We start from the raw sequence: 26,395 nt of genomic DNA on the forward strand, positions 1-26,395 counted from the left end.
TAAAAAATGTGGAATTCTATCATCTTTTTGCTTAGAGGTTAATTTGTGCGCAAAATATTAATCACCTTACTTATGGTACTATCTTGCCAAACCTTCAGCCAAGTTCAAGAGTATACCTTGAATAATGGATTAAAAATATTGGTTAAAGAAGATCATCGAGCGCCCATTGCCGTATCCATGATTTGGTATAACGTAGGTTCCGCAGATGAACCCGGAGGGATTACCGGAGTTTCACATGCCATTGAACATATCATGTTTAAAGGTACCAAAAAATATCCTTTGGGTGTGTTTTCGAAGACAATCGCCGAAATTGGCGGGCAATCGAATGCATTTACCAATAATGACTATACTGCATTTTATGAAAAGACTGATGCTTCTCGCTTAGCAACCAGCTTTGAACTAGAAGCTGATCGCATGAATAATTTACTGCTTAGTGCCGATGAGTTCGCCAAAGAAATTAAGGTAATCCAGGAGGAACGTCGTTTACGCACTGACGATAATCCGCAGGCCCTGGCTTTTGAACGCTTTTTAGCAACAGCACATTTAGCAGCACCATACAGTCATCCAGTGATTGGTTGGATGAGCGATCTAAAACAAATGAGTGTTGATGATGTAAGAAAATGGTACCAGCGCTATTATGCACCAAATAATGCAACACTCGTGGTCGTCGGCGATGTGAACGCGGAACAAGTACGTGCTTTAGCGCAACACTATTTTGCTACTCTACCCCAGCGCCAAATCCCTGCACGTAAGCATCAGCAGGAACCTCCAGCATTAGGCAAAAAGGCAGTTAATGTGCAAAGCACCGCAAAACTACCCTTGGTGATGATTGGTTATTCAGTGCCAGGAGTAAAGACGGCAAAAGCCGCATATGAACCTTATGCCCTGGAAATTATTGCCGGTATTCTGGATGCTGGAGAAGGCGCTCGCTTTGCCAAAAATCTCATCCGCGGACAACATATCGCCACCGGAGCGAGCACTTATTATAATCTTTATACTCGCTATCAAACACAATTTATCGTTTATGGCGCCCCCAGCCAAAACCAAAACGTTCGTGTTCTGGAAAAAGGCTTAGTAGAACAATTAGACGATTTGAAGAGACATCTTGTTAGTGAGAACGAATTAAAACGCGTTAAAAATCAAATCATTGCTCAAAAAACCTATGAAAAGGATTCCATTTTTAGCCAAGCAATGGAACTGGGTTTGTTAGAAACCGTAGGGCTTGGTTGGAATAAAGCCAATGAATATACCCAAGCAATTAATGCGGTAACCGCGGAGCAAATTCAACAAACGGCTGAACGTTATTTTCAAGACAATAATATGACCGTTGCCACACTAGAGCCGCAAACCACTCCTAAGGTGAAATCATGAAAATCTTAACTACTTGCCTTATGGCGTTAACCATTGGCTTGTACAAAACCGCCCACGCGACAAGCTTTCAAACGGAAAAATGGCAAACAGCAAATGGCGTACGTGTAGTGTTTTATCCAGCAAAAGAAGTACCCATGCTGGATGTGAGCCTCGCATTTGCCGCAGGCTCCTCCTATGACGAAGAACATTATGGTTTAAGCTCCTTAACCGGACATCTGTTAAACCAAGGTAGTGCAGGCCAAGATGCAACCACGATTGCCGAGGCATTGGCAGACACTGGAGCACAATTCAGTGTAGAAAACAGCAGAGATATGGTCATTCTAAACCTGCGCTCACTGGTCACTAAGGATGCCCTGACGCAATCAAGCAAAACCTTCGCCCAAATTATTAATCAACCTGATTTCCCAGATGAAGCTTTTACCAGAGAAAAGAAACAATTGCTCATGGCGATAGAGCAAAGCCATGAATCGCCAGAAGACGTTGCCGATCGCGCGTTTTTTAAGGCGTTGTATCAGCAACATCCCTACGCCCATCCAGTTAATGGTACTAAAAAGTCACTCAATGCCATTACTAAAAAACAAGTAACGGACTTTTATCATCGTTATTTTGTGGCGCAAAATGCGGTGCTCGTGATGGTAGGAGATATTAGTAGTGAAACAGCGCACCACTTAGCAGAGCAGTTTACCGGAAGCTTACCTCAGGGCACTCCAGCTCAACCTGTAAGCCAAGCGGCACAATTAGCGCAAGCCGAGCGTGTGAATACCTCCTTCCCTTCATCACAAACCATGATTCGCCTTGGTCAAATAGGCATTGATCATAAGAATCCCCGTTATTTCCCACTGATGGTCGGTAACTATATTTTAGGTGGTGGTTCCTTAGTTTCGCGCTTGGCGGTTGAGGTAAGAGAAAAACGCGGATTAACCTATGGCGTTGAGAGTCAATTTTCCCCGATGCCTGGGGAAGGACCATTTCTCATCAGCTTATCAACTCGTAATCAACAAACTAAGCTTGCTTTGGAGATCATTCAAAAAGAATTACATACCTACATCAATAATGGTCCCAGCGAGCAAGAACTGGATGCGGCTAAACAATATCTCACCGGTAGCTTTCCACTCTCCTTAGCAAGTAATCGCAGCATTGCGACTATCTTGTTGCGTATGACCTTCTATCATTTGCCCGATAATTATTTGGATACTTACATCGCTCGCATCAAAGCCGTAACCAAAGACGAAATAAAACAGGCATTCCAGCAGCAGTTAAATCCAGATAAATTACTTCTCGTTACAGTGGGGCAATCTTGAAACAGGAAATTCGTATTATTGGCGGTCAATACCGGGGGAAAAAGTTACACTTCCCCGCTATTGACGGACTTAGACCCACCCCTGATCGGGTACGTGAAACCGTATTTAATTGGTTAATGCACGACATTAGGGACGCACGCTGCCTCGATGCCTTTGCGGGCAGCGGTGCTTTAGGCTTTGAAGCGTTTTCCCGTGGCGCAGCTCAAGTCGTCTTTGTCGAGCAATCACCTCAAGCGCATGCGAGTTTGCAGAAGATAATTACTTCATTTAATAGTCCCACTTTAACCTTATTAAAAATGGATGCACGGACCTATCTGCAATCCAGTAAAGAGCAATTTGATATTATTTTCCTCGACCCCCCTTTTGCGCAAAACTATCTTCCTCAATGCATCCAGGAACTGACGCAGAAGGATATTTTAGTTCCCGGAGGTTTGGTTTATTTGGAATCACCAACGGCAATCGCCTTGGATGAACAATCCTGGCGAACGGTGAAGCTGAAAAAAGCCGGACAAATCGTCTACGGTCTATTTGAGAAAATATAAAGTAATAAGTAAGCTGGGCTGAAAAGCCCAGAAAACAATGAAACCTGGATGCAAGCAACCAACACTTTCTTAAAAACGAAGCCCGCAAACATCCCCCTCATCAACCAGCCAAAGCTAAATCGAAGTGCTTTTTTTATGGATACAACCTAGCTGTCCGAGGAAAAAACAATTTGATTTAACAAAGATTTTGGGCGATTCTTTTCCAGAATTTACGTTATGACTTGACAAGGAGCGTGGCTCCTGTTTCAATCATTCCAATATTATCTAGACCGAAAGAATTTGAATGAACCACAAGCTTGTCACGCTTTTAATTGCTTCAATCCTGCTTGCCAGTTGTAAGTCTACGGGAGTCTTTTTTAAAAAACCGCCCGTAAATAATCCCAGCGATGATGCCACAATTAAATTGGCGGAAGCAGCGGTTTCTGTTAGCGATTCGATGCATGAAATGGCTCGTATAGAAAAAGTAGTCGTGCCACCACACAAAGATAATATATTAACAATCCCTAACGCCTATAACCTACAAGCCCGCGCAAGCGTAGATTGGTCCGGTCCCATTGAAGAGTTGACTGCACGTATCGCTAAAGCCGCACACTATAGAATGCGTATCCTAGGAAAATCTCCGGCGATACCTGTACTTATTAGTCTTACCGTTAAAGATCAAAGCTTAGCTGAAATCCTGCGTGATATAGATTATCAAGCTGGAATAAAAGCTTTTATTCACGTTTACCCTAACAGTCAGGTTGTTGAATTACGTTATGCCAAAATTTACTCTTAGTCTTACTGTTCTGGTGTCTGCCTTATTGGTAGCATCATGCCACAGATCAGCTTATCTAGGTGACACCGGTTCATTATCTGGTTTGCAAGCTATGGCCAATGTAACGGTCAAAGAAAGAACCAGAAAACAGTCTGGTAAATTTCGCCAAATGGCACTTAAAGAAACAGCGCTCAGCCTTGGAGCCCAAGCAGGTTTAGCGTGGCGAGCAAAAGCGATTGATGAGCAATTGGCTAAACAAACACGTACCTTAGATACTATCTATGACTTTAACTCATTAACTCTGGAACATAACATTCTTCCTCCAGTGCTATTGGAAGGAAGAAATACCTTAAATTTAGCAGATGCACAAAACATTCGTGTTGCCGATCGCACCTATAAAGTAGCCAAGCAAGCTCACTTTGTGACCACGCCTCCAACATGGCGCCAATATTTATGGCTGGATTATGTGAAACCAGAATATCCAAACCATACCTTGCTACCTAAAACGCGAATCGAGAAGAAAATTTGGTGTATGTATGTAGCGAAAGGATGGAAAAATGGTATTGAGCAAGCCAATACCATTCTGGAAGAAAACATTGCTCGTATCAAAGAAGACTTTGGCGGCATGATTCTTTATCGCAAGCTCTTAGCAATGAATATGGTTTCTCCTCCTTATGTTTCCCATACAGACTTAGGGGTAACTGGGGATGCTTCCGAAATTCGTATTGATGACCGCGTCTTACGTATTACCGCATTGCCTGCATTAAATATCAATAGTAATGAATGGCGAGCAGCAGTAGCCAAAGATGAAAATGCGTTGGAACAATTTAAGAACATGGAAAAATTGGCAAGTCAGTCTAAAATTATCATAACAGACAAATCTTGGCAGCCGGTTATTACACCAACGACAAACTGATAATTAATTATGACTACAGACCATTTAATGCCTGATGAGCCAACCCGTTTTACGCCATTATTCATGGATAAAATGTTGGAACATACGGAACGACTCAACGCATCAGATATCACCATTCAAACCGGTGAGCCTATCTATGCTGAGGTTTATGGAAAATTGCTCCGCATTACGAATCGCCGCTTATCGAATACTGAGCTTGGCGATTTAATTAATGCTATTTATGGACCTAACGCAACTACCCAGCTGCTTTCAGGAAAAGATATTGATACGCACTATGAATTCCGTCCGAATCGTGGCGTACGTTACCGTTATAGGGTCAATGGTACTGCTTGTCTCGTTGAAGGCCATGATGCGATTCAAGTTACATTGAGGACCATTCCCACCACCCCTCCTAAGTTAGAAACCATGAATCTTCCGGACATCGTGCTTGAGTCCATTGCTCCGCAGGAAGGTATTGTTTTTATCACCGGGGCAACAGGTTCAGGTAAGTCAACTCTGTTAGCATCAATTATTCGCGACTTAATTGAAAAAGAGGATTCGCACCGTAAAGTATTAACTTATGAATCGCCTATTGAATTCGTTTATGATGAAATTGAAACGATTTCATCCGTCGTAAGTCAATCTGAAATTCCTCGCCATCTGCCAAGCTTTGCGGACGGGGTACGAAATGCTTTACGTCGTAAACCACGTCTTATCATGGTTGGGGAGTGTCGTGACGCAGAAACCATCAGTGCGGCACTTGAAGCAGCACTCACTGGGCACCCAGTATATACCACTTTACACACCTCCGGGGTTGCAGAAACCATGCGGCGTCTCGTAACTTCATTCGCAGGGGAAGAGCGCTTAGGACGTACCATTGATATTCTGGAAACCATTAGATTGTGTATTTGGCAAAAATTAGTCCCCACTGTGGATGACAAACGGGTAGCATTGCGTGAATATCTGGTGTTTGATGAAGAGGTTCGCGATATTTTACTCGAAAGCGATCCCAATGATGTCACTGCAGCAACACGTAAATTAGTGCGGCAAAAAGGCCAACTCATGACGTGGGATGCCAAAAATAAATTCGAGCAAGGAATAATTAGCGAACGCGTCTATAAACTAATTATTGCTGGGGCAAAAGAGTATCAGCAATAATTCTAGATTTAAACTAGAGGGGTACAGCTATAAACGGAAACGCTTTATGTTACTATAAAAGTGCTCAAGCCTTATATTTACCAGTGAAACCTATTGAAGAATTAGAGGGGTTTGAGCTGCGCCTGCACAAACACCGTTACTTTTTCTGTGGCGCCGAACCTCCAATAAATTATTCCAGCAGTACCCGCATCGGCCAACATAAATATGTTGCCAATCGCTTATTAGAAGAGGCAGAAGTTCCGGTTCCTAAAGCTGTTTTACTGGATAAAGAAGAACTGAAAAACGATGCCTTTACCGAGCAGACTGCTCAACTAAAATTTCCTTTGGTGGTAAAACCGCTCAATGAACGGCAAGGAAGGGGTGTTTTATGCAATATCCAAAGCCTAGATGAATTAAGAACAGAACTAACCCACGCCTTTTCCACGTATGAGCAAATCATTGTGGAAGAATTCCATGGCAATTTACAGTCGTATAGAGTCCTCGTATTTAATCAAAAGGTAATTGGAGTAGTGCTTCGTCATCCAGCCTTCGTTATTGGCGATGGGAAGCACAACATTAAAGACTTAATTGAGCGCACCAATAAAGAACGTAAACGAATCAATGAGTTTTTAGGTCCTATCAGCTTGGATGTCGAAGCATATACTTGCCTTAACGAACAAGACATACAAGAAGACTATGTTCCTCACGTTGGAGAAAAAGTAGGCTTAGGCTATACCAGTAATGCGAGCCGCGGAGGCAGCTACGAGAACATAAATAAAAATATATGTAAAGAAAATCGCAAGCTTATGGTTGAAGTTGCCAATACGCTCAGCCTCAAATTAGTTGGTATTGATATACAATGTGAAGACATAAATAAACCAATAAAATACCCTGATGGGGTTATTATTGAAGCTAATGAAATACCCAGTATACGCATTCACGAGCTGCCTATGCAGGGGCGGGCTAATCGGGTAACCCGAAAAATAATGCGCCATTTTATCTATCGCCACCCTTTTGCCTATTTATGTTCGCTATACTTTAATAAACACACCGCGTTTTATATCAGGGCATTGAGTGTTTCCATAATTCTCGCGGTGCTGTATCCATTACTCAAAACAAAAGGCATTATATGAACGATTCCATGCAACTGTTGGATGCGTCATTAAGAGATGGTGGACATAGAACAAATTTTCATTTTAAAGACGATGAATTAGAAGGTTTTCTGCCCCTTCTCGATCATTCAGGCATTGAATACATTGAAATTGGTTATCGCAATGGCTCCTTACATTTTATTCCAGACTTAGGGCGAGCCGGATGGTGCCACAAAGACTATTTACTTTTTTGTCGTGGCTTGATTAAAAATGCCAAAATAGCAGTCATGGTTCATCCCCACAATGTAAACCAGGAAGACCTGCATGAGCTCAAAAGCTGTGGGGTGGCCTTATTAAGAATCTGTATTGCCCGAGGTGAGCTCCCCGTGGCGCTCCCTTTAATAAAAAGTGCTCAAGACCTAGGCATGATGGTTTCAGTTAATTTTATTCATATTTCGTACTATACGAATGCGGAATTAGATGAAGTCGTTGGCTTAGCCAGTAGTCATCAGCCAGATATTATTTATTTTGCTGACTCCAATGGCAGCTTATTGCCCTCTCGTACTAAAGAAATTTATGACCGCTATCTGAAAGATACCTCGATTCCTTTTGGCTTCCACGCCCATGACAATATCGGCCTCGCCCAAGCTAATGCTCTGGCCGCTCTCAATTCAGGGGTTCGTTTTATTGATGCGTCTCTTGCGGGAATGGGTAAAGGCATCGGTAATTTGCGAACTGAGTTTTTTACAGCATACCTCCATGCAATTGACGTTAAAAAATATAACTTGCAGGATGTTTTGGAGGCTGCTAATTACGTACGAGATGTGCTAAAAATAGGGCATGAAGCCATTGAGATGGATGAGTTTATTCGCGGAATTACCGATCTCTCCACGGCAGATCTCAAAGCATATAAAGAAAAAAATAAATTGTCCTAGAGGTACTGCATGCAAAAAAAGAAAATATTAGTTATTGGGCCGGTTTCTGCACATGCTGAAGACATGGTATCGATTGCTAAAACGCTGACATTTCTCACCGAGGACTATGCCATTGACTACCTCGACTCTCTGTCCATCCTGGAAGAGTTAGCCAATGCCGCCTACTACCAGCGCTGGGAACAAAAGTTAGCACCCTGCATCGATGCCTATGATGCCTTTTTTGGATTTGCATTTGGTGGTGTAGTCATTCAACAATGTTTTTCATTGTTCCAATCCGTGAATAAACCAATTATCTTATTTTCAACGCCTAGTTTTGCAGATAGCCCATTAAAACAAAAGCTCGGTTTGGTGGTGCATTTATGTGAGGAGCATAAACTTGAAGAAGCGCTGCAAGCGCTTTATGAACCAGTTTTTCACCCCCATCCCATCCCTCCGCAGTCAACTGCTAACCTTAACCGTGATCAAGCCTATAAACGGCTAATTTTTGGTTTAAACCGAGTACTACACACAGACTCAAGGCCCATCTTAGAAACCAATCAAGTACCTCATTTACATTTGATCGGCGAATACTCTAATCTGGTGAACAATAAAAATGTTGTTGCTGCTCAAAATGGCCAATTAGTGACGGTACCGCATTCCAGTATGCGGGTTCTGCAAGATAATCCCAGCTATTGCCAAAAGCTCATTTTGGAGGTTTTAAGTGACTCCCAATAAAAAGCTTAAAATCGCGGTCCTCCCGGGCGATGGCATTGGCATTGAGGTTACTGAAGCAGCGCTTCCCATATTTACTGCGCTTGATCTTTCCATTAGCCTACATAGGGGGGATATTGGGTGGTCCTGTTGGCAAAACGAAGCTACTCCTATTCCGGAAAGGACTTGGAAGCTGATCCATGACTGCGATACGGTTTTATTAGGGGCAATCACCAGCAAACCACAACGCGAAGCACAACAAGAGTTAGCGCAGGACTTACGTGAACGTCACCAAAACTACATTTCACCGATTATTTTACTGAGACAAAATTTAGATTTATACGCCAATGTACGCCCTTGCTTTTCAATTCAGCCCCGCGACAAAGCCTTTAATTTTTGCATCATCCGCGAAAATACCGAAGGCCTCTATGCTGGCTTTGATTATGCCCCACCTCCCGAAGCAATACTTAGTTTACTGAGTAAAAATAAAACCTGGCAGCACGTTCCTGCAGACGAGCTAAGTTGTGCGCTGCGCTTGCAATCAACCGCTGGCTTAACCCGTCTCTTTGAATTTGCATTCGAGCATGCAGACACCCAGCAAATACCCCGAGTCACTTTCGCTGATAAGCCGAATGTTTTAAGGCTAAGTGGTCATTTTGCCCGCGAAATTTTTGAGTCCGTCGCTCAGAAATACCCTCATATTCATGCCGACATCCTCAATGTTGATGCGGTTGGCCTGTGGCTTATTCGCCGCCCCGAAGAATTTGGGGTGATTGTTGCCGAAAACATGTTTGGGGACATTTTATCGGATGTCGGGGCGGGAGTTATGGGTGGTTTAGGATTTGCACCCAGCGCCAATATTGGCAAAAAACACTGCTATTTTGAGCCGGTTCACGGCAGTGGGCCACAGATGCGCCCACAAACTGCAAATCCAAGCGCCATGTTCTTAACCATCAGCATGCTCCTTAAGCAATTCGGCTATACAGAACAAGCGCAACTGATTAATGAATCCGTACGTACTATCATCAATAAAAAACGATTTGTGACCTGTGATGTGGGGGGGAATTCAAGCACCACCGATATGGCCAATGCAATTATCGAGCAATGCTTACGTGCCACCAAAAATCGGCATCAAGTCCCGAGCCTAAGCGAAGAAACCTCCATGGATGCATATCTGGAAAAACTATATACCTTTAATACCACCGAAATTTCAGATGCATTAGATGCCTGTCAGGTCGAAGGCGCTTTGTTACACCTAAAAGCATTAGCACCTGGCATGAAGATGGCCGGCCCCGCCTATACCGTACGTTATGCCGCTAATGAGCAAAAAAGTGCTGAGTTTAAAAATGCAGCAAATTACATCGACGCAGTACCAGAGGATTCGGTGATTGTCATCGATAATGAGGGACGCATTGATTGCACCGCCTGGGGAGCAATCCTTACCAAAATGGCGCTGCATCTGAATATAGCAGGCACTGTTGTTAATGGTGCTATTCGGGATGTAGACTTTATTCGTGAGGCCAAATACCCACTTTTTTGCGCAGGAACCTACATGCGCTCAGGTAAAAATCGTATTCATAAGGTAGCTGAACAATGTCCTGTGATTATAAATGAGGTAATGATTCATCCTGGTGATATCATTTTTGCCGATGATAATGGAGTTTTAGTCATCCCAAGACAATTAATGGCCGAGGTCATTAAGAAAGCAGAAAAAATAAAGTTCACTGAGCTCAATATTGCGCAGGCCATTCAAGACGGCTCCTCATTGGCACAAGCACGCATCGACTATCGCTATGATCAACCCTGGCTTGGTGCGAAAAAGAAATGAACACATTAGCAGATTATCAATTCATTGATATTCATTATCATGCCAGCCCCGATCTTTATGCTCGTCGCTGGAATGCTTTGCAAGCAGGAAAAATTTATCAATCATTACATGGCGCCGTTTTTTTAACCAGCCACCTTGGGGCAACCAGTATTCAAGCCACTCTAGCCCAGCAACAAGGATTACCCGTATTTCCTTCACTGATATTAAATCAACTCGCTGGTGGAATTGATTATCGTGCCATTATGCAGGCCCTGAACGAATATCAACCGCTTATACCTTCAAAACTATTAGTACATTTTCCTACAATTACGGGACGTAACTATCCCTCAAAACTTTCGCGTCAATTAAGCTATCCCCATTTAAGCCCATTTAGTCAACGTGGCGAAACTCTGTTTAATAGCGAACAGCAATTAGGTCAAAATGTGATTGATATTTTAAAAATGGCGAATGACTATCCCATTATTTTAACCACAGGACATGCCTCTAAAGAGGAAGTATACAGTGTAGTAGATGCCTGTATTCGCTATAACGTACCCGCCTTAATTTTAAATCAGCCCGCCCATCCATTAGTTAATTTAAAAGCGCCAGCCTTAAAGGAGTTAGCTCAGAATGAATTCGTCTGGATTGAACAAACGGCATTAACTTACCTTTTAGGACACCAGGATAAGGAAGATTTTAGCGCCGTCTTGCAAACCATTCCTCAGGTTATCTATAGCTCCGATCTAGGGCAGACAACTCAAATGGATATAAAGGATTGGGTTCGTTTTTCCGCTGAGCTATTTAGCGAACTGCAGCTATCAGAACAAAGGAAAAATGAACTGTTGCGAGATAACGTGATTAAGCTGCTTTCGTAATTAGAGGCGCATGCATTCAACACTGCGGGGTTGGTAGGTGCCGAATTACCGAGGTCAAAGTACAGTAATTCGCCAAGATACTATCCTAGCCCGCAAAAACCTCTTTCAAGAAGGCTTCGGTTGCCTGCCAGGAGCGACGGTCCGCCAGCTCATTGTAATGTAGGCCCATCTCATCATCATTCGCCAAAGGATTAGTAAATGAATGAGCCGTATTACCGTAAATATGGATTTGCCAATCCGCCTTACGGGCACTCATTTCAATCGCAAATTGATTTAGTTGATCCGGTTTGACCAAAGGATCATCATAACCATGAAACACCATAATTTTAGCTTTAATTGGAGCAAATAACTCCTCTTCAGGGGCTTTCAGCACACCATGAAAACTCACCACCCCCTTAACATCCACACCAAAACGCGCTAAATCCAAAACACATAAACCACCAAAACAATAACCTATCGCCGCGATCTTGTTTTTATCAACTTGAGGTAATTCCGTAAGTACATTAAAAGCGGATTGGATGCGCTTAATCAGCATGGGCCGATCATTCATAAAAGGCGTCATTAAAGCTCGTTTTTCTACCTTGTCAAAGACCACCTGCGCCTGTCCATACATATCAAGAGCAAAGCCAACATACCCCAGTTTAGCAAGCTGTATGGCCTTGTTACACGCATCATTGCCTCGTCCCCCCCAATCATGCGCAACCATCACGGTCGGCCGGGGTGAAGAAAGCTCCTGGTTATAGGCGATGAACCCTTTGCAGATGGTACTCGCATCGTTGTAATTTATTTCATCCGTTACAATCACACTAATCCTCAACTCATGAAAAGACTAAGGCCTGTTTACATCCTGGTTTGTTAACCAAAGCGTAAACAGACCTTAATTATAATAACCCTATTATTTTGTTAGCCGCCCTCGCCGCCAAGACCTTTGAGTTTACCTCCTAGGCCTTTACCGCCACCTTTGCCTCCTTTGTCACCAGTAGCCTCAACATTACCGCCAGAACCACCGCCGCCCAAGGCACCTTTCGCTTTATTAAGTCCTTTCATACCAACACCACCAAGTTGCTTGTCAATCTGACCTTGAGCATCCCTGGTTTCTTTAACACCAGCATCCTGTTGTTTTTGAACCTCACCCGCCCATTGTGCGGACTCCTGTCCTAAGCTTTCAGGGTTACCACCAATCCAGCGTAATACCTTATCAGGTAAGTAAGAGATTAAGGTAAAGGATTTTTGAATTAACACTAAGTACATCGAAGTGTAGGTCAAAATGGAGAAGAAGAAGGCATAAACACCAGCCCAATCCGAATAACCTCCCGTACCTGAGGCCATATCATTGACCCCACCACCTAAGGTAGTAATCGCGGTACCTAAACCCGTCTTACTCGTATTCTCCTGTTGAATAAAGGCTATAGCCGTATCATATCCGGAATTAAGAATCCATACGCCCACGTAGGACAAGGCAATACCCGCAATATATCCAATAATCATCATCGAAGGCCTTAAGAAGACGTTGATCAAGATCATAATTGCCGCCTCACCTTTACCAAAGGCATCATGTCCTTCTGGGTGAGTAACCCCTAAGGCAACAATTGGGGCCGCCACCATCGCCTCAATCACTGAAATCAGCCACGACATAGCACCGAAAGTAAAGATCATGTAGGGCAAGATAGGCACATAGTATGCAGTTGTAAATCCTATGGTCGTCATCACCCCAACCCAAGCGAGTAACAGAGGCAGGGATAAAGAAATCAACGCAAAGATGAAGATACCAAATACCGGGATTAGCGCACTTGTAACCGCCATATCCAATAACATGATCCATAAGTTACCAGAGAAGTTAATGTATTGGACCCCCATATTTGCTAAGGCCACAACAGGGTTAACTCCTGGAGCAGAAAGAACTTGTACCCCTTGTTTAAAGATATCAGCCATACCACTAAGAGGGATCATCAGGAAGGACATAATTACTTGGTTAATAATCTGGCCAAAAACCTGCATCAACGTGTTATAGATGAAGAGGAAGATCACATTATAGAACAAGTTACCTAACAACTGCCCTAAACAGAAGGAGAAGAACAAGATCTGTACCTTACCGCATGAGAAGCTTTGCTGTTGTAAGGTATATAATGACGTATCAATATGGAAGTTAATGGTATTAGCAAAGGTCAAAGGTTGTAAACCTGGTTGTCCTGGTGTTTGCATCATGACTGAGTTATTGATAAATCCATAAACAGTCGATGATTGTAAACTAGGAACGGCTGGTCTATTAGGATTTGCTGTCATATTAGGTTTAGGAACAAGGCTGCTTGAAGACGTAGAGGTAGGAGAAGAAATACCAGAACCATCAATTAAACCCTGTACCATCGCTACTGGTGCACGATTCCCACCAAACCAAGTACACAATGTTGTGAAAGAACCACCACTACAACTGTTATTATCGCCAAAAGCCGACGTAATCTTAGTTGCATCAAAAGAACTTTGATCTAAACCGGTATTACTATCCGTCATACTCGCGTTTTGAGTCGCACTGCCCTGAATTTGCACGAGGTTAAAGAAGTAAGCCCCCGCCATAATCCAGCCTTGAGTTGATGCTTGGGCAATGAATGAGCGAGCATTACTAGCATTAGTACTGTCGTTCATTTGAGTTAGCAGGTTGAGCGTTGGCATCATAATACCATTGTAATCATTGATGGCATTGATAAACTCGGTTCCATTAAACAATGTACCACCGCCAGTGCTGCCCGCAGCAGGTCCCCAAATATAACATGTGTCGCCATAGGAGTTACATACAGTCGAATTTTGCGTATAAGGTACCCCAAACTGCTGACTTGCCAGATTAGCAATAAATGGCGTATTGTTGCCTGAATTATTCGAACCAGGTGGTGCAAATCCAGGCGCATTGCCGATAATTGTTTGGGTTACATTAGATAAATCCACAAACATTTGTTGGATGGCAATTGCCCGTGACATCTGAGCAGTTTGTAACTCATCAGCACTTAGGGAAACTCCTCCAATGTTCGTTCTCTCACCAACTACTCCAGTACTGGAATTCAAATTACTGGAATTGTTACCCACGTTGTTAGTATTAGATACGGTACTGTTTGAAGGTTTAACACCGAAGGTAGTCTTGAGTGCAGCCAACGCCGCATTATCAGATTTGGTTGTGGTATTCGTAGTTGTAGTAAGGGTATTAATATTATTCCAACGAATCTGACCGCAAATACCGTTTAAGAAATTATAAGGAGAGCCAGTGTCAAAATTAGGCATTGACACAGTCCAGAAACTCGCAGTGGGATTGCCATTTTGCGTAGCCACGGCATTAACGGAACCAAGAAAATCAGGAACCGAAGTATTACAAAATGTAGCCATAGCTCCGGAAGGCGTTCCCGAACAAGGTCCTGAATTTTTTGCTTTCTGATTTAAATAATTTTGCCGCTGATTTTGTAATTGTGTTTGCAAACCCAGCATACACACTTGCCCCGCAAGAATGTTCATCGCACCCGAAGCAATACCCGACATTCCAGCAGAACCATTAACCAGCGCTGAAGCAGGGTTTACTTGCTGGGCTTGAATAATGACCCCACCCCGGTTCAAATAGCTTAATGCTGCATTCCATACTTTATCGGCAGCGCCAACACCTTGTACTACAATCCACATAACAAAAATTTGCATCAAGCAATAACCAGATGCTTTAGGGATTAATAAGGACAAGCCTACAGTGGAACGTACCGGAATCCAAATTGAAGACCATTTCTGGCCCAACATTTGCCCTTCGTGGGCCGTATTCATCGTGGAGACGAGCAAGGTGTACATGATAATCATACCGCCTAAGGCTAAAACGGCGGAGTTAAACACCCCAAACATGCTCCCCATTATTTGGCTACCGGTGCCGCTTATGACGCCATCCACGATACCAAATAAGTTACCCAAAAATACAATTGAATAGTCACTGGCCGGCGGCGCAAAAGTCAAGGAATTATCTGCTAATGCTAAAGCAGGGAAGAGAAAGAGGAGGGCAGTCTTTGTAAGAAAATCGTTCATTTTTTCTCCCCTAATAATCCTTGCTTAAACCATTCGTCAAAAGTACAACCCAACTTACGATTTTTAATTTGGTAGTACCAGAAATGGTAGCGAAAAGCCAATGCCAATGCGATTAAAGTGACTATTAAGCTCACAAAAACCGCCTTAAATGAACCATAAAAAAGTTGATAGCCTGCATAGCCCAAAATCAGGCCAGCAGCGATGAGCATGACGAGGCTTAAACGAAACAAAGCTTTTTGCTTTGTCATTAAGGTTGTATCACTCAGATTTAATTTGGTTGCCGCCTCTTCAAAAGACTCAGCTTCATTATTCTGTTGTGGTACAAACAGCCGTTTAAATCCATTAGATAGGTATAGAGTAAAAGATCTCACCCGTTCCCAATCAAACCATGCGCGAACATTTAGAATACTGCTAATAAGCTTTACGATTCTCGATTCTGATTGCTTCTTCATATTTTTTACTTCTTTAAATTAGAAATCTATCTTTTACCCTTCATAATATACTATAGTAGTAAGTAATGAATTCGTCCATTAATCTGACACAGTAAAAAAAGAGTAAATCATGCCCGATCTTAGCCATGAAGCATCCTCCCAATATTGGTTTGAATATATTGACCCGATGATCTACCGCGTAATTACTTTTATGGAAAGTGTCGAGCACTGGACTCTCGATGGAAACCCCGAATTTGAAGCTGCTATGGAGCAGCTAGGTAAGGAGCTTGATGACATTGAAAAGATCGATTTAGGACTCCTGTCTGAAGAGGAAAAGTTCATCCGTATCGTAGGAAATATTAAATCAGGGAGAGGACTACGTTTGTTGCAAGCAATCGATACAGTTCATCCGGGAAGCGCTTCACGTGTCCTGATTCATGCGGAAGAAACGAGTACTGGAAGCCATGATCCTGCAGGGGTTTTTCTTAAGAGAAACATTGTATTTGAACGTTTACGCTTATTATCGCGAGTTTTTTGTCAATATCGACTTAAACTCGTTTTGCGCGCACTTGAAGGGGATGAATGATGAAACGACTATCAAAATTCGCTGTGATTAATTTGTTTTGCTGGACGGCTCTGCCTGCTGTAGCAGATGATGTTTCCCAGTACAGCACCCAGCAAACAGCGACCAACACTCAAAACTTAGTACAATATTTAGTAAACCTTGGTGGCTATTTAGGATATAACATTACTCAATCCCCTACCAAAAATAACAGCACCGTAAGCCAAACCCTTCTTAATGCGACAGCAACTCAGGTTATGCAAACCTACATGTTTAATACCTTTTTAGGTGCCCTTCCCGTTAACGCGTTCAGCACTGCCTTAGCTCAAATAGTCCCCGGAGAAGTATCGGGTGCATCATCAATAAATGCGTGGGCCAATAATACTTTTAATGCACAAACGTTCAACAATCCTTCATCACAACAGCAAGGCAAGGTATCCGTTGTCAATAATGTTGACCAACAGACATTCCAGCAAGACCCAGTGAATCAAGGTTTGTTAAATATACTCGGCACACCAGATAATAGCTATTGCATGAACTACGATGGGACTGAATGGGTTGGATGCTCCTCTAATGCGAATGGCAACCTGGTGCCCGGAAGCGTAGTATCTGCGAACATCATTGGGGAACTCCCTTCAACGTACCAATATTTTACCTATCAATATAACCAACAATTTTTAAGTCAGTTAAACAGTAATAATCTAACTGCGCCACTGTTATATTCAACCCAAAGTACCTCGAATAATACGGGTTCACCTGGTTCAGGCTCTAACTCACAAAATCAAGGCTTAAGTGCTCAAAACCAAGCACAACAAGCGGCGAACTTTATTCGTTATGTTTCTGGCTCGGTGACGCCATTACAACTACCCAATCTTAAGTCCTATGATACCTTATATAGTACTGCAACCGCAGCAAGTGGTTCTCAGCAGCCAACACTTCAACAAATACAGGCGCAATCCACGCTGAATAATTATTTTACTTCGCTACGTACCTATGCAGCGCAATATTCTGTAGGGCTAAGTAACTTGTATTTCATTATGTCAAAAAGGCTGCCACAAAATCAAAGCACTACTGGACAAGCACCCGCAAGCCAGGCATTAAGTGAGTTTAAAATGGCGACCTGGAGATTATTTAATGCGGATATGAGCCAGAATAATCAATGGATCAATCAAATTAATAGCGCATCTCCGGCAACAGTCGAAAAAGAAATTGCAACATTGTTGGCTGAAATTAACTATCAAATGTACTTAGATCGCCAAATACAAGAGCGTATTTTAATGACCAACAGTATTATGCTTTTACAAAATACGCGCTCAACTCAACCCAGCGGCAATTTCACCAGCGGCTCCACAACAAACTCTCAATAGAATATCGTGTGGGCCTTAGGGCCCACAGTTTTTTACCACCTGCATACCAACGTAGACATCAGCGCTTCTCAAAAATACGAAGGAGCAACCTTCTGCCAAATTTCTGGACGTAGGCGCGTAGCACGGGCATTAAATCCAGGACCGTCAAGCTCGAAAAACAACCTTGCCGAATTCCTGGGTCTTGACGCAAGCTTGCTCCCGCGGTCAAAGCGCGAGAATTAGGTAGATATGATTGAAGGTCAAGGTAGCCTAGGCTACCCCGCTCTTTTATACACCAAATAAACATTATCAACCGTCTTTTGTGAATGTCCTTCTATATCCTGAGCAATAGGTCCTGACTCAAAACGAGCGATGAACTGATAATGAGTTAAAAAATCACTGCCTTGAAGTAGGCTAATCAAGAAATCGCCACGAGCTTCTAAAACAGGCTTGCTGATAATAACCCAATTAGGTTTTACCTGCTCGCGAAGATAGGAGGCATATAAAGCAAAATTACGATGATAGGGTGCTTGGGTTAATTCCGCATTATTCAAACACTGACTATCAATAAAACGTAAATCAGGGCGCGCATTAAAAGGAATTACTCCGCAATCCCCTAATAAAATAGTATCGCCCTTGGCTGCCTGCTCATTCAATAATCTGGCAATCAATAAGCGACTTTGATTGCGGCTTTGATAATTAGTGGCCAAGGTATGCAGCGAAGTCAAATGATTCCCTGGAATCAATAAAAGTGTTATGAGGATAAATACAAAACAAGCAAGCAGCCGTGAATCTTCTTTGGCTAAATTAAAATAGCTTAAAAACTCAGAAACACCCAAAACAGCCAGCAAAGAAAACAAGGCGAAAGGAGCTAAAAATAAGCGTAACATGTGTGCTAAAACCGGATCCGCCCCCCATAACATCACACCATACAACAGAGAAGGTAACCACAGAAGGAGATGACGGCAATCTTTAGATGCTAATAAATAGGGTAAAGAACACACGATTAAAGGCAGAATAACACGGACATAATCGAGATCAACCACCCCTCCCTGCCCAGTCAGAGAAGCTTTACATTGATAACTGTTTGGAATCCAATGCCCAAAATAACGCACCCGCCATATTAAGTAAATTGTATAAGGAAGTACTAAACACGCAAGGGTGATGCTTCCCCATAAATAGCCTGTTTTGGAGCTCGGCAACCTCATGTGTATACATTTTGATTTCCACTGACAAAAAATAAATAACGCAACAGGAACTCCCCAAATGATTCCTTCAAAGCGAGTTAGTGCCAGTAATAGCAAGCTAATATTAGCAATTATCCAAGCCTTAGTAGATAAACGACTATCTCCTGTTGCCGGTTCTATCACGGCGGAAAATCCCAAAGCCACTGCACTTTGCCATATTAATAGCAGCGATAAAGCACAGAAAAAAGCGCTCTCTAGTCCACTAACAGTCCACCAAACCACTCCAGTATAATGGCTAAAAATGAACACCGGAAGCATTGCCAATAAAGGACTTAAAAAAAGCCGGCTCAAACGATAGAGAAAAAACAGTCCCGACCCTAAACTAAAAACAGAGATCCATTTCATGGTCAAAACCACAGGCCAATGAAGCTTAAAACTTAAAGAGGCCATTACTAGCCAAAGAAAATTTGAATAGCCCTCAACTCGCGGCAACAACGCAGGCCAACTAATCCCCTCCCCCTCAGCCAACTGCCGTGCATAAAGCCAAGTAATGTAGGCATCGTCAGTCGTAAACCCCCAGGCAGCAGCTAAGGAAACAATTAAATAATAAGTACAATAAACTGCAAAAATAATTGCGAGCCAATTTTCTTTTCTCGTTGATAAAGAACTCAAAATTTAATAATCCGCTGTTTCTAAAAAGTGGTTTAAGCATAGCGATAAGCAGTAATACTGTCACCCAATTTTTTAGCTCTCTTAACCTATTCTTGCACCCAGGTTTGAGTAATTAATAATCTCATGATTTAATTGCAACCAATAAAATGCTTGAAAAAAACCTATCTACGCCTCTTTTTTAATATAAATTAACAATTTTGCAAAAAAAGGGTGCAAAAAATGTCATATGTGGTATGATTTCATTCAAATTGTAACATCCTGTTTTTAAGTCAATTTTAGCTAATGACTCACAAATAAACTAAAAGATAAAATACAAATCAAAATTTAGCGGGTAAATATGTCTAAGACTTTAATTTTTTATGTTTCCGGAATGACTTGCGGAGGTTGTAGTAGCAGCATTAAACGCATTGTAACGAATAAGCTCGCCGAAGAATCCATTGAGCTTATTTCATTTGATGTCGATTTATTGCAATTTAAAGATCCGAAAAAAACCACCATGGTTATTTCGAATACTCCAGAAGAAATACAACTATTAGACCAAGCGCAAACCAGCACAGAACGCGCACAGCGAGAAGAACAGTTAAGACACACAAGCTGGGAAAAAATAAGAACCTATATTGAAGACCTCGCATTTACCAGTAAAGATTATGACTACATTCCCGAAAATGAGCAGCCAGTATTGCTACCCTATCCTCAAGAGCCACTTTTAGTCGTAGAACACTCACAAGAAATGCTTTTAACCGCGGGAGAGCAATTACCAGCAACCGCCCCCAGAGCAGAAAACAGCATACCACCAGAGTCTCTCCCCTCCCAACTCCGTGCCCTATTCATTAGCCAAACAAAAAAATATTTTTCCTCTCATTGGTTCAAGGGTTTTCTAGGCTGCGGAGCAGGCGTTATCGTATTAATCGCGTGTTTGAGCGGTGCCTCCATGTCACTTGCTGTGATGCTGCCACTTGCAGGACTAAGTACCCTGTTAACTTTAGCATTAGGGGCAAACTCCTATGCTGACGCCTGGAAAAAATGGAGGGCAAGCCGTGCTCTAACTATGGATAGCCTCTTCGCGCTAAGTACAAGTTTAATTCTGGTTATATCTCTTGCTTCATTATATGCACCTTGGCTGCCGATGATGTTCGATGCAGCGCTGCTCATCTATGGCTTTAGACATATCGGTCTTGGCATCGAAGACCGTATTAAAGCACGCATAGGTACCGCTAAATTCCAGGATCGCGCAGCCAAAATAGTGCGAAAAATTAGCACAGACCCAGAAGATCAGGCTGCTGAGCGTGAGGAACAGGTCTTATTAACCCAGATTGAACCCGGCGATGTTATCCTTGTTCATCCTGGAGAAGTTATTCCTTTAGATGGAGAGTCTCTGGCAGAAAGCACTATTTATAATACCATTACCACAGGAGCCATTCTTCCTCGTTATTTCAAATCTAACGCTACAGTGCTTGCAGGAATGCGGCTTGCAGAAAATGCAGAACCGTTAAGAGTTCGTGTCACCAAAAACCATAAAAACTCCTATCTTTCACGTCTCGATGCCCTAATTTCCAAGGCTGCTTTAGATAAATCCCCCATTGAGCTGCAAGCAATACAATACTTAGAGTATTTCATTCCTTTAGTGCTCTTATTAGCATTAACTGCTGGAACTGCTATTGGTCTATTTTTCTCGTTGACCTCTGCCATTCAATGTGTGGCATCAATTTTAGTGAGTGCTTGCCCTTGTACCTTAGGCTTAATTATTCCCCTGGCAGTGACATCGGGAATGCACAAGGCAGCGGAAAATGGCGTACAATTTAAAAGCACCAAAGTATTACAAAATGCCGAACACATAGATACAGTTATTTTTGACCTAAATGGTACCCTAACGACAGGAGAACCTTACGTCGAGAAAATAATTGCTCTCAATGAACAAGAGACATCTGAATTGCAACTCCGCCAAATTTGTGCTGCTCTCGAAAGGACATCCACACATCCCACAGGCAAGGCTATTTATGCCTATACGAGAAGCACCAATTCAGAAGAGTTAGAAGTAAGTGAATTCGATAGAAAGCATCACTCTGGAATTATTGGAGAAATAAATAGAGCCAGCTATTTTATCGGTAGCCGCTCTTTGATGAAACAACAGGGCATAGTGATCCCTGAGCAGGTTGCCTTACTTAAGCAAGATAGCGATGATCTAATCCTGATTGCTCGTGATAAAACGGTCATTGGTTATATGGAGATGACCGACCCACTGCGCGAAGATGCTATTCGTACAATCAAAGCCTTAAAAAATATGGGTAAAGAAGTTCATCTCTGCACGGGTGCTGCTAAAGAAACAGCTCTTCGTTATGCGGAACAGCTTGGCATTAAACCTGAGCATGTATTTCCAGGATGTCTGTCCCATCAAAAGACGACTTATATCCAAGAATTAAAAACCCAAGGCCGTAAAGTAGCCATGTTTGGCGATGCAGGAAATGATGCTGAAGCGATGGCGGCAAGCGATTTTAGTGGTGCTATAGCCTCGGGAGACCAAGTAACTAAAGATGCTGCTGACGCAGTAATTCAGCCGGGTGCATTAATGGCGATTGCCTCATTGTTTGCTATTTCAAAACAAACGGTTGCAAATATTAACCAAAACATGCTCGGAAGTTTTGCCTACAATTTAGGTATGGTGGGCGCCTCAGGACTATTATTTATTACCGCGAGCATCACGATTCCCCCGGCAATAGGTGTTGTGCTAATGATGTCACAAGCCTGCCTTGTCTTATTAAATGTTTATCGATTCAAACATCAACCAATCAACCATTTGGCAGAAGAGGCTCAGGAAGAGAAAGAAGTACCTCAACCTCTATCACATACACGCATGATGCAGCGCATGCCAAGCTGCGGCAATACTGAATATTGCCTACTGAGTTCGCCGTTGAATAGTCCTCGAAATGATACCGCTCCCAGTTCTCATGTCGTAGAACCAGGAGTTTCACCGGATATAAACATAGAAGTACCCCATTTATTCACTATTTAGTGGCAAGTGCAAGATGGTGATTGGGTGCCATCTTTACACATTTGGTGCCCAGTAGCTTTATTACATTGGGCAACTCCGCCATGATTAGAACAACAGCCTTTAGCACTACCAGTTGAAGTTCCTTTGCTAGTCTCCGGGGTTGTTGTTTTAGATTTACCACCCCACCAGCTACTTTTTGGTTTTGTTGTTGTGCTCTTGGTTGCTGGAGTGGTAGTCGTCGTTTTAGGGGGTACTGCTTTCTTCGTATTTTTTGACTTAGGACAAGTACAGGTTGGAGAAGCAGTGCCATCTTTACACATCTGAACCCCTGTCGTTTTGTTGCACGAAGCAACCCCACCATGACCTGCACAACAGGCAGCATACGCCCCCGCTAATGGACTGGCAAATAAAAACAAGATAATAACAAGATGATTTAAACTGATGCATTTTACTGCTAAATTATTCTTCTTCATTTGGAACTCCATGTCCGTGGTTTACATAAGTAAATATAGACCATATTTTGCCTAAAATGCATAGTTAATACTCTGCTAAGATTAAAAGAGAAGCCGCTCCATAGCGAACAACTGTAATCAGCGAAAATTGTGGAGCAAATAAGCCTCAATGAATAAAAATAATTCCTTATGAATCAGTGGAACATGATGACAGAGATCAATTATAAAAAACTTAACGCCTGGATGTGGTTTATCTTCCTAGGCCTTATTATTGTGATGAGTTTTGCGTTAATAACCCTACACCGTTGGATAGGGGAACCTTCTGCTGCCTTTCATGTGGTCATGCTTATTTTTACTTTCTGCCTGCTGATAACCGTGCTTATGGCAGTATGCATGTATTTAATCCTTAAATCGCACGAAAAAAGTAAATCACTCTTTGATAACGAACAACGCTATAAAATGATTCTCGACAGCATCAAAGACATTGCAATTTTCACTTTAACCCCCTTAGGACATGTAAAAAGCTGGAATTTTGGTGCCCAACGCGTTTATGGGTATGCTGATAAAGAAATAGTGGGCAAACACTTCTCCCTATTTTATCCGCGTGAAGATGCTGCTAAAGGTATCCCTTTAAATGTGATCAGTATTGCCAAAACAAAAGGGAAATTTGAAGGAGAAGTAATTCGAATACGTAAAGATGGCAGTCCTTTTTGGGCGCATGTTATGATGGAACCTATATATAACGACAAACAAAGATTAGCAGGATTTGTTAATATAACTCGGGATGTGACCGAAAACCGCAAAATGGAAGAAGAACACTCCAGACTGATAGCCTTAATCGAAGAATCCTCTGATTTTGTAGGCATTGCGGATTTACAAGGCAATTTATTATACCATAACCGCAGCGCTAAACAGATGGTTGGTTTACCTGAGGATTATGATATTTCCTCATTGAAAATATCCGATATGCATCCTCAGTGGGCCGTACAAAAAATAATTAACGAAGTCATACCCACCGCTTTTGAAAAAGGATTTTGGACTGGGGAATTGGCTTTATTACACCGTAGCAGCCGAGAAATCCCGGTATTGCAAGCGGTAACCTTACATCGAAATGCTATGGGCGAACCGGTCTGTCTTACCACCATTGCGCGAGACATCACCGAACGTAAAGCAGAAGAAGATGCAACCAAAGCCAGCGAAGAAATATTCCGCTCCGCGATGCAACATGCCTCTACGGGAATGGCCTTAATATCACCTACTGGCAAGTGGCTAAAAGTAAATCATTCCATATGCAGCATGCTTGGCTACAGTGAGGAAGAATTATTGCAAAGTGATTTTCAGACCCTAACACATCCGGACGATTTAGAAACTGATTTGGAGAATGTGCTTTTAATGCTCAATAAACAAATCGACAGCTACCAAATGGAAAAAAGATATATTCACAAAGATGGGCATATTGTCTGGGGCTTATTGAGTGTCTCTTTAGTATGGGGTAATGATGGCACCCCCAAATACTTTGTTTCATTAGTGCAAAACATTTCCTATCGTAAAAAAGCAGAAGCCGCCAATAAAAAACTCCTGCAAGCTTTAGAAAGTTCAAATGCTGAATTAGAGCGATTTGCTTATGTAGCCTCCCATGACTTACAAGAACCCATACGCATGATCAATAGTTTCGGCGAACTGTTATTAACTGAAAAACAAGATAAACTTGACGATGAGGGAAAAGAATATTTAAAAATCATGACTGATGCAGGCCTGCGTATGCGAGCAGTCATCAATGATTTACTTGCCTATTCTCGTGTACATGAAGACGCTAAAAATGCCTCCTTTGATGGCGAAAGTGCCTTAAAAAGCGCTTTAGAAAATATCAAAGCGTTAATCGAAGAACAAAAAGCCCAAATAACCCATGATCCAATACCGTTGCTCTATGGTAACCCCATGCAGATTATGCGCGTCTTACAAAACCTACTCACCAATGCCATAAAATATCAACCGCCAGGCAATATTCCTATGATTCATATTGGTGTAGAGGATGCGGACCCCTATTGGAAAATCACCGTCCAAGATAATGGACTGGGAATTGATGAGCAATTTATTAAAGAAATTTTTGAACCTTTTAAGCGCCTCCATGCATGGGACTCAATTAAAGGAAGTGGGCTTGGGCTCTCAATTTGCAAAAAAATTGCCGAGCACCATAATGGCTCATTATCAGTCGCATCAAGGGTAGGATTTGGCAGCAAATTTACCCTCACTCTTCCCAAACATGATAACATTTTACATGCCTGAATAAGAAGACTAGTATTATAATAGCAGGAAAAATACTTTGACGTCCTCGCAGTAACGACACGTACGGATATGTTAAATAACTTAGGAAAAAATGATGCACGATTCCTCTGCCTCTAACCCGCTAAAAATCTTGCTCATTGAAGACTCTGCCGGCGATGCAATGATTATCGGCAAGGTATTACAGCAGGCTATGCCTCAGGCTCATCTATTGGAGCGAGCCGCAACAATTGGCGAAGCGCTAAAAATTGTCTCTGAGCAAGAATTTGATGTCGCATTATTGGATCGCACCCTCCCTGATTCTCATGGCTTTAACGGACTGCATAGCATTCAAAATATGTCCCCCAAACTGCCGATTATTTTTTTAACTGGTTATAAAGATGAGCGCTTAGCTCTTGAGGCAATCAAACAGGGAGCTCAAGATTATTTATTTAAAGATCAATTGGATGCCGAACTGATTAAACGTGCCATCCAATATGCAGTACTAAGAAAACAATTCGAAGATTTACTTATTATCCGCGCCAATTTTGATATGCTGACTGGGCTTGCCAATCGCATGCTCTTTGAAAATCGCCTGGAAATTGCCTTATCAAAAATGAGGCAACTTGGAGGCATTATTAGTGTACTCTTGCTTGATCTGGATAAATTCAAACAAGTTAATGACACCTATGGACACATTGCCGGGGATAAATTACTCAAAGAAGTAAGCTCCCGACTAAAACAATCGCTGCGTTCCTATGACGTTGTTGCTCGTTTTGGCGGAGATGAGTTTGCCATCCTGCTTGAAAACTTATCCGACCCTCATCAAAGTGAAATTGTCGCCCAGAAAATTGCCTCTTTGATGGATACACCATTTAATTTGTCAGGAAATGAGCTCCCCATTACCCTCAGCATTGGCATCGTTAATTGTCATAATAATCGTTACATCAGCAGTGAATCCGTCTTATTACAAGCAGATGCTGCGATGTATGAGGCGAAATCCCTCCCTGGCACTTCTTATCGGGTTTTTGGTGGGAAGTAAGTTTTACGTCAAA

The 26,395-nt window shown here is 42.3% G+C and carries 21 protein-coding genes; 16 read left to right on the forward strand and 5 right to left on the reverse strand.

The annotated features are described in order from the left end of the window. Positions 1-45 precede the first annotated feature (45 nt). The 11 genes from ACD661_RS12815 (at position 46) to ACD661_RS12865 (ending at position 11,398) form a co-directional block, all read left to right on the forward strand. Positions 46-1,371 carry a M16 family metallopeptidase gene (locus tag ACD661_RS12815; RefSeq protein ID WP_400188263.1) on the forward strand — a complete coding sequence of 442 codons (1,326 nt, stop codon included), beginning with the start codon at positions 46-48 and terminating at the stop codon, positions 1,369-1,371. Continuing rightward, on the forward strand, positions 1,368-2,672 hold the full coding sequence (locus ACD661_RS12820) for a M16 family metallopeptidase (protein WP_400188264.1): 1,305 nt from the start codon (positions 1,368-1,370) through the stop codon (positions 2,670-2,672). The genes ACD661_RS12815 and ACD661_RS12820 overlap by 4 nt, the downstream gene beginning before the upstream one ends. Next, positions 2,669-3,214 (forward strand): 16S rRNA (guanine(966)-N(2))-methyltransferase RsmD, encoded by a 546-nt coding sequence (gene rsmD, locus ACD661_RS12825; RefSeq protein WP_400188265.1) that lies wholly within the window; start codon positions 2,669-2,671, stop codon positions 3,212-3,214. Before ACD661_RS12820 ends, rsmD begins: the two co-directional genes overlap by 4 nt. A gap of 283 nt (positions 3,215-3,497) precedes the next feature. Continuing rightward, complete coding sequence (dotD, locus tag ACD661_RS12830; protein ID WP_400188266.1) at positions 3,498-3,989, forward strand: type IVB secretion system lipoprotein DotD; 492 nt, start codon at positions 3,498-3,500, stop codon at positions 3,987-3,989. Then, positions 3,970-4,884 (forward strand): type IV secretion system DotC family protein, encoded by a 915-nt coding sequence (locus tag ACD661_RS12835; protein ID WP_400188267.1) that lies wholly within the window; start codon positions 3,970-3,972, stop codon positions 4,882-4,884. The genes dotD and ACD661_RS12835 overlap by 20 nt, the downstream gene beginning before the upstream one ends. 27 nt (positions 4,885-4,911) lie before the next feature. After that, the gene (dotB, locus tag ACD661_RS12840; protein WP_400188329.1) at positions 4,912-6,021 is read left to right on the forward strand and encodes a Dot/Icm type IV secretion system ATPase DotB; all 1,110 of its coding nucleotides are present in this window, start codon (positions 4,912-4,914) and stop codon (positions 6,019-6,021) included. A gap of 83 nt (positions 6,022-6,104) precedes the next feature. Then, the gene (locus tag ACD661_RS12845) at positions 6,105-7,133 is read left to right on the forward strand and encodes a UDP-N-acetylmuramyl peptide synthase (protein WP_400188268.1); all 1,029 of its coding nucleotides are present in this window, start codon (positions 6,105-6,107) and stop codon (positions 7,131-7,133) included. Beyond that, positions 7,130-8,026 (forward strand): beta/alpha barrel domain-containing protein, encoded by an 897-nt coding sequence (locus ACD661_RS12850; RefSeq protein WP_400188269.1) that lies wholly within the window; start codon positions 7,130-7,132, stop codon positions 8,024-8,026. The genes ACD661_RS12845 and ACD661_RS12850 overlap by 4 nt, the downstream gene beginning before the upstream one ends. Before the next feature lie 9 nt (positions 8,027-8,035). Next, on the forward strand, positions 8,036-8,740 hold the full coding sequence (locus tag ACD661_RS12855) for a hypothetical protein (protein ID WP_400188270.1): 705 nt from the start codon (positions 8,036-8,038) through the stop codon (positions 8,738-8,740). Then, positions 8,727-10,544 (forward strand): isocitrate/isopropylmalate family dehydrogenase, encoded by a 1,818-nt coding sequence (locus ACD661_RS12860; protein WP_400188271.1) that lies wholly within the window; start codon positions 8,727-8,729, stop codon positions 10,542-10,544. The genes ACD661_RS12855 and ACD661_RS12860 overlap by 14 nt, the downstream gene beginning before the upstream one ends. Continuing rightward, positions 10,541-11,398 (forward strand): DUF6282 family protein, encoded by an 858-nt coding sequence (locus tag ACD661_RS12865; RefSeq protein WP_400188272.1) that lies wholly within the window; start codon positions 10,541-10,543, stop codon positions 11,396-11,398. The genes ACD661_RS12860 and ACD661_RS12865 overlap by 4 nt, the downstream gene beginning before the upstream one ends. Before the next feature lie 85 nt (positions 11,399-11,483). Here ACD661_RS12865 and ACD661_RS12870 read toward each other — a convergent pair whose 3' ends face one another. The 3 genes from ACD661_RS12870 to icmV form a co-directional block, all read right to left on the reverse strand. Then, positions 11,484-12,203 (reverse strand): dienelactone hydrolase family protein, encoded by a 720-nt coding sequence (locus ACD661_RS12870; protein WP_400188273.1) that lies wholly within the window; start codon positions 12,201-12,203, stop codon positions 11,484-11,486. 98 nt (positions 12,204-12,301) lie between these two features. Then, positions 12,302-15,439, reverse strand: a complete 3,138-nt coding sequence (gene dotA, locus ACD661_RS12875; protein ID WP_400188274.1) for a type IVB secretion system protein DotA — start codon at positions 15,437-15,439, stop codon at positions 12,302-12,304. Further along, complete coding sequence (gene icmV, locus ACD661_RS12880) at positions 15,436-15,891, reverse strand: type IVB secretion system protein IcmV (RefSeq protein ID WP_400188275.1); 456 nt, start codon at positions 15,889-15,891, stop codon at positions 15,436-15,438. Before icmV ends, dotA begins: the two co-directional genes overlap by 4 nt. Positions 15,892-16,000: 109 nt before the next feature. Here icmV and icmW point away from each other — a divergent pair, with 109 nt between their 5' ends. Both icmW and icmX read left to right on the forward strand, forming a co-directional pair. Then, positions 16,001-16,456 (forward strand): type IVB secretion system protein IcmW, encoded by a 456-nt coding sequence (icmW, locus tag ACD661_RS12885; protein ID WP_400188276.1) that lies wholly within the window; start codon positions 16,001-16,003, stop codon positions 16,454-16,456. Further along, on the forward strand, positions 16,456-17,799 hold the full coding sequence (icmX, locus tag ACD661_RS12890; protein WP_400188330.1) for a type IVB secretion system protein IcmX: 1,344 nt from the start codon (positions 16,456-16,458) through the stop codon (positions 17,797-17,799). Before icmW ends, icmX begins: the two co-directional genes overlap by 1 nt. Positions 17,800-18,053: 254 nt before the next feature. On the opposite strand, the gene ACD661_RS12895 is transcribed toward icmX, so the two are convergent. After that, positions 18,054-19,637, reverse strand: coding sequence for a protein LphB (locus ACD661_RS12895; RefSeq protein ID WP_400188277.1), 1,584 nt, complete (start codon positions 19,635-19,637; stop codon positions 18,054-18,056). Positions 19,638-19,974: 337 nt separating this feature from the next. Here ACD661_RS12895 and ACD661_RS12900 point away from each other — a divergent pair, with 337 nt between their 5' ends. Continuing rightward, a complete protein-coding gene (locus tag ACD661_RS12900) occupies positions 19,975-22,647 on the forward strand; it encodes a heavy metal translocating P-type ATPase (RefSeq protein WP_400188278.1) in 2,673 nt (890 codons plus the stop codon). On the opposite strand, the gene ACD661_RS12905 is transcribed toward ACD661_RS12900, so the two are convergent. Next, on the reverse strand, positions 22,644-23,099 hold the full coding sequence (locus tag ACD661_RS12905; RefSeq protein ID WP_400188279.1) for a hypothetical protein: 456 nt from the start codon (positions 23,097-23,099) through the stop codon (positions 22,644-22,646). The genes ACD661_RS12900 and ACD661_RS12905 overlap by 4 nt on opposite strands. Before the next feature lie 183 nt (positions 23,100-23,282). Here ACD661_RS12905 and ACD661_RS12910 point away from each other — a divergent pair, with 183 nt between their 5' ends. Beyond that, complete coding sequence (locus ACD661_RS12910) at positions 23,283-25,364, forward strand: PAS domain S-box protein (RefSeq protein WP_400188280.1); 2,082 nt, start codon at positions 23,283-23,285, stop codon at positions 25,362-25,364. Between the two features lie 91 nt (positions 25,365-25,455). After that, a complete protein-coding gene (locus tag ACD661_RS12915) occupies positions 25,456-26,382 on the forward strand; it encodes a diguanylate cyclase domain-containing protein (RefSeq protein WP_400188281.1) in 927 nt (308 codons plus the stop codon). Positions 26,383-26,395 lie beyond the last annotated feature (13 nt).

This window comes from Legionella lytica, assembly GCF_044626755.1.
In the GTDB taxonomy this organism is placed as follows: domain Bacteria; phylum Pseudomonadota; class Gammaproteobacteria; order Legionellales; family Legionellaceae; genus Legionella; species Legionella lytica_A.

Coding starts and splice junctions, on each gene's coding strand:
- icmW (WP_400188276.1), top strand. CDS start 16,001: ATGCCCGATCTTAGCCATGAAGCATCCTCCCAATATTGGTTTGAATAT.
- ACD661_RS12835 (WP_400188267.1), top strand. CDS start 3,970: ATGCCAAAATTTACTCTTAGTCTTACTGTTCTGGTGTCTGCCTTATTG.
- ACD661_RS12865 (WP_400188272.1), top strand. CDS start 10,541: ATGAACACATTAGCAGATTATCAATTCATTGATATTCATTATCATGCC.
- ACD661_RS12855 (WP_400188270.1), top strand. CDS start 8,036: ATGCAAAAAAAGAAAATATTAGTTATTGGGCCGGTTTCTGCACATGCT.
- ACD661_RS12850 (WP_400188269.1), top strand. CDS start 7,130: ATGAACGATTCCATGCAACTGTTGGATGCGTCATTAAGAGATGGTGGA.
- icmX (WP_400188330.1), top strand. CDS start 16,456: ATGAAACGACTATCAAAATTCGCTGTGATTAATTTGTTTTGCTGGACG.
- ACD661_RS12910 (WP_400188280.1), top strand. CDS start 23,283: ATGATGACAGAGATCAATTATAAAAAACTTAACGCCTGGATGTGGTTT.
- ACD661_RS12820 (WP_400188264.1), top strand. CDS start 1,368: ATGAAAATCTTAACTACTTGCCTTATGGCGTTAACCATTGGCTTGTAC.
- ACD661_RS12905 (WP_400188279.1), bottom strand. CDS start 23,099: ATGAAGAAGAATAATTTAGCAGTAAAATGCATCAGTTTAAATCATCTT.
- dotA (WP_400188274.1), bottom strand. CDS start 15,439: ATGAACGATTTTCTTACAAAGACTGCCCTCCTCTTTCTCTTCCCTGCT.
- ACD661_RS12915 (WP_400188281.1), top strand. CDS start 25,456: ATGATGCACGATTCCTCTGCCTCTAACCCGCTAAAAATCTTGCTCATT.
- ACD661_RS12900 (WP_400188278.1), top strand. CDS start 19,975: ATGTCTAAGACTTTAATTTTTTATGTTTCCGGAATGACTTGCGGAGGT.
- icmV (WP_400188275.1), bottom strand. CDS start 15,891: ATGAAGAAGCAATCAGAATCGAGAATCGTAAAGCTTATTAGCAGTATT.
- dotB (WP_400188329.1), top strand. CDS start 4,912: ATGCCTGATGAGCCAACCCGTTTTACGCCATTATTCATGGATAAAATG.
- dotD (WP_400188266.1), top strand. CDS start 3,498: ATGAACCACAAGCTTGTCACGCTTTTAATTGCTTCAATCCTGCTTGCC.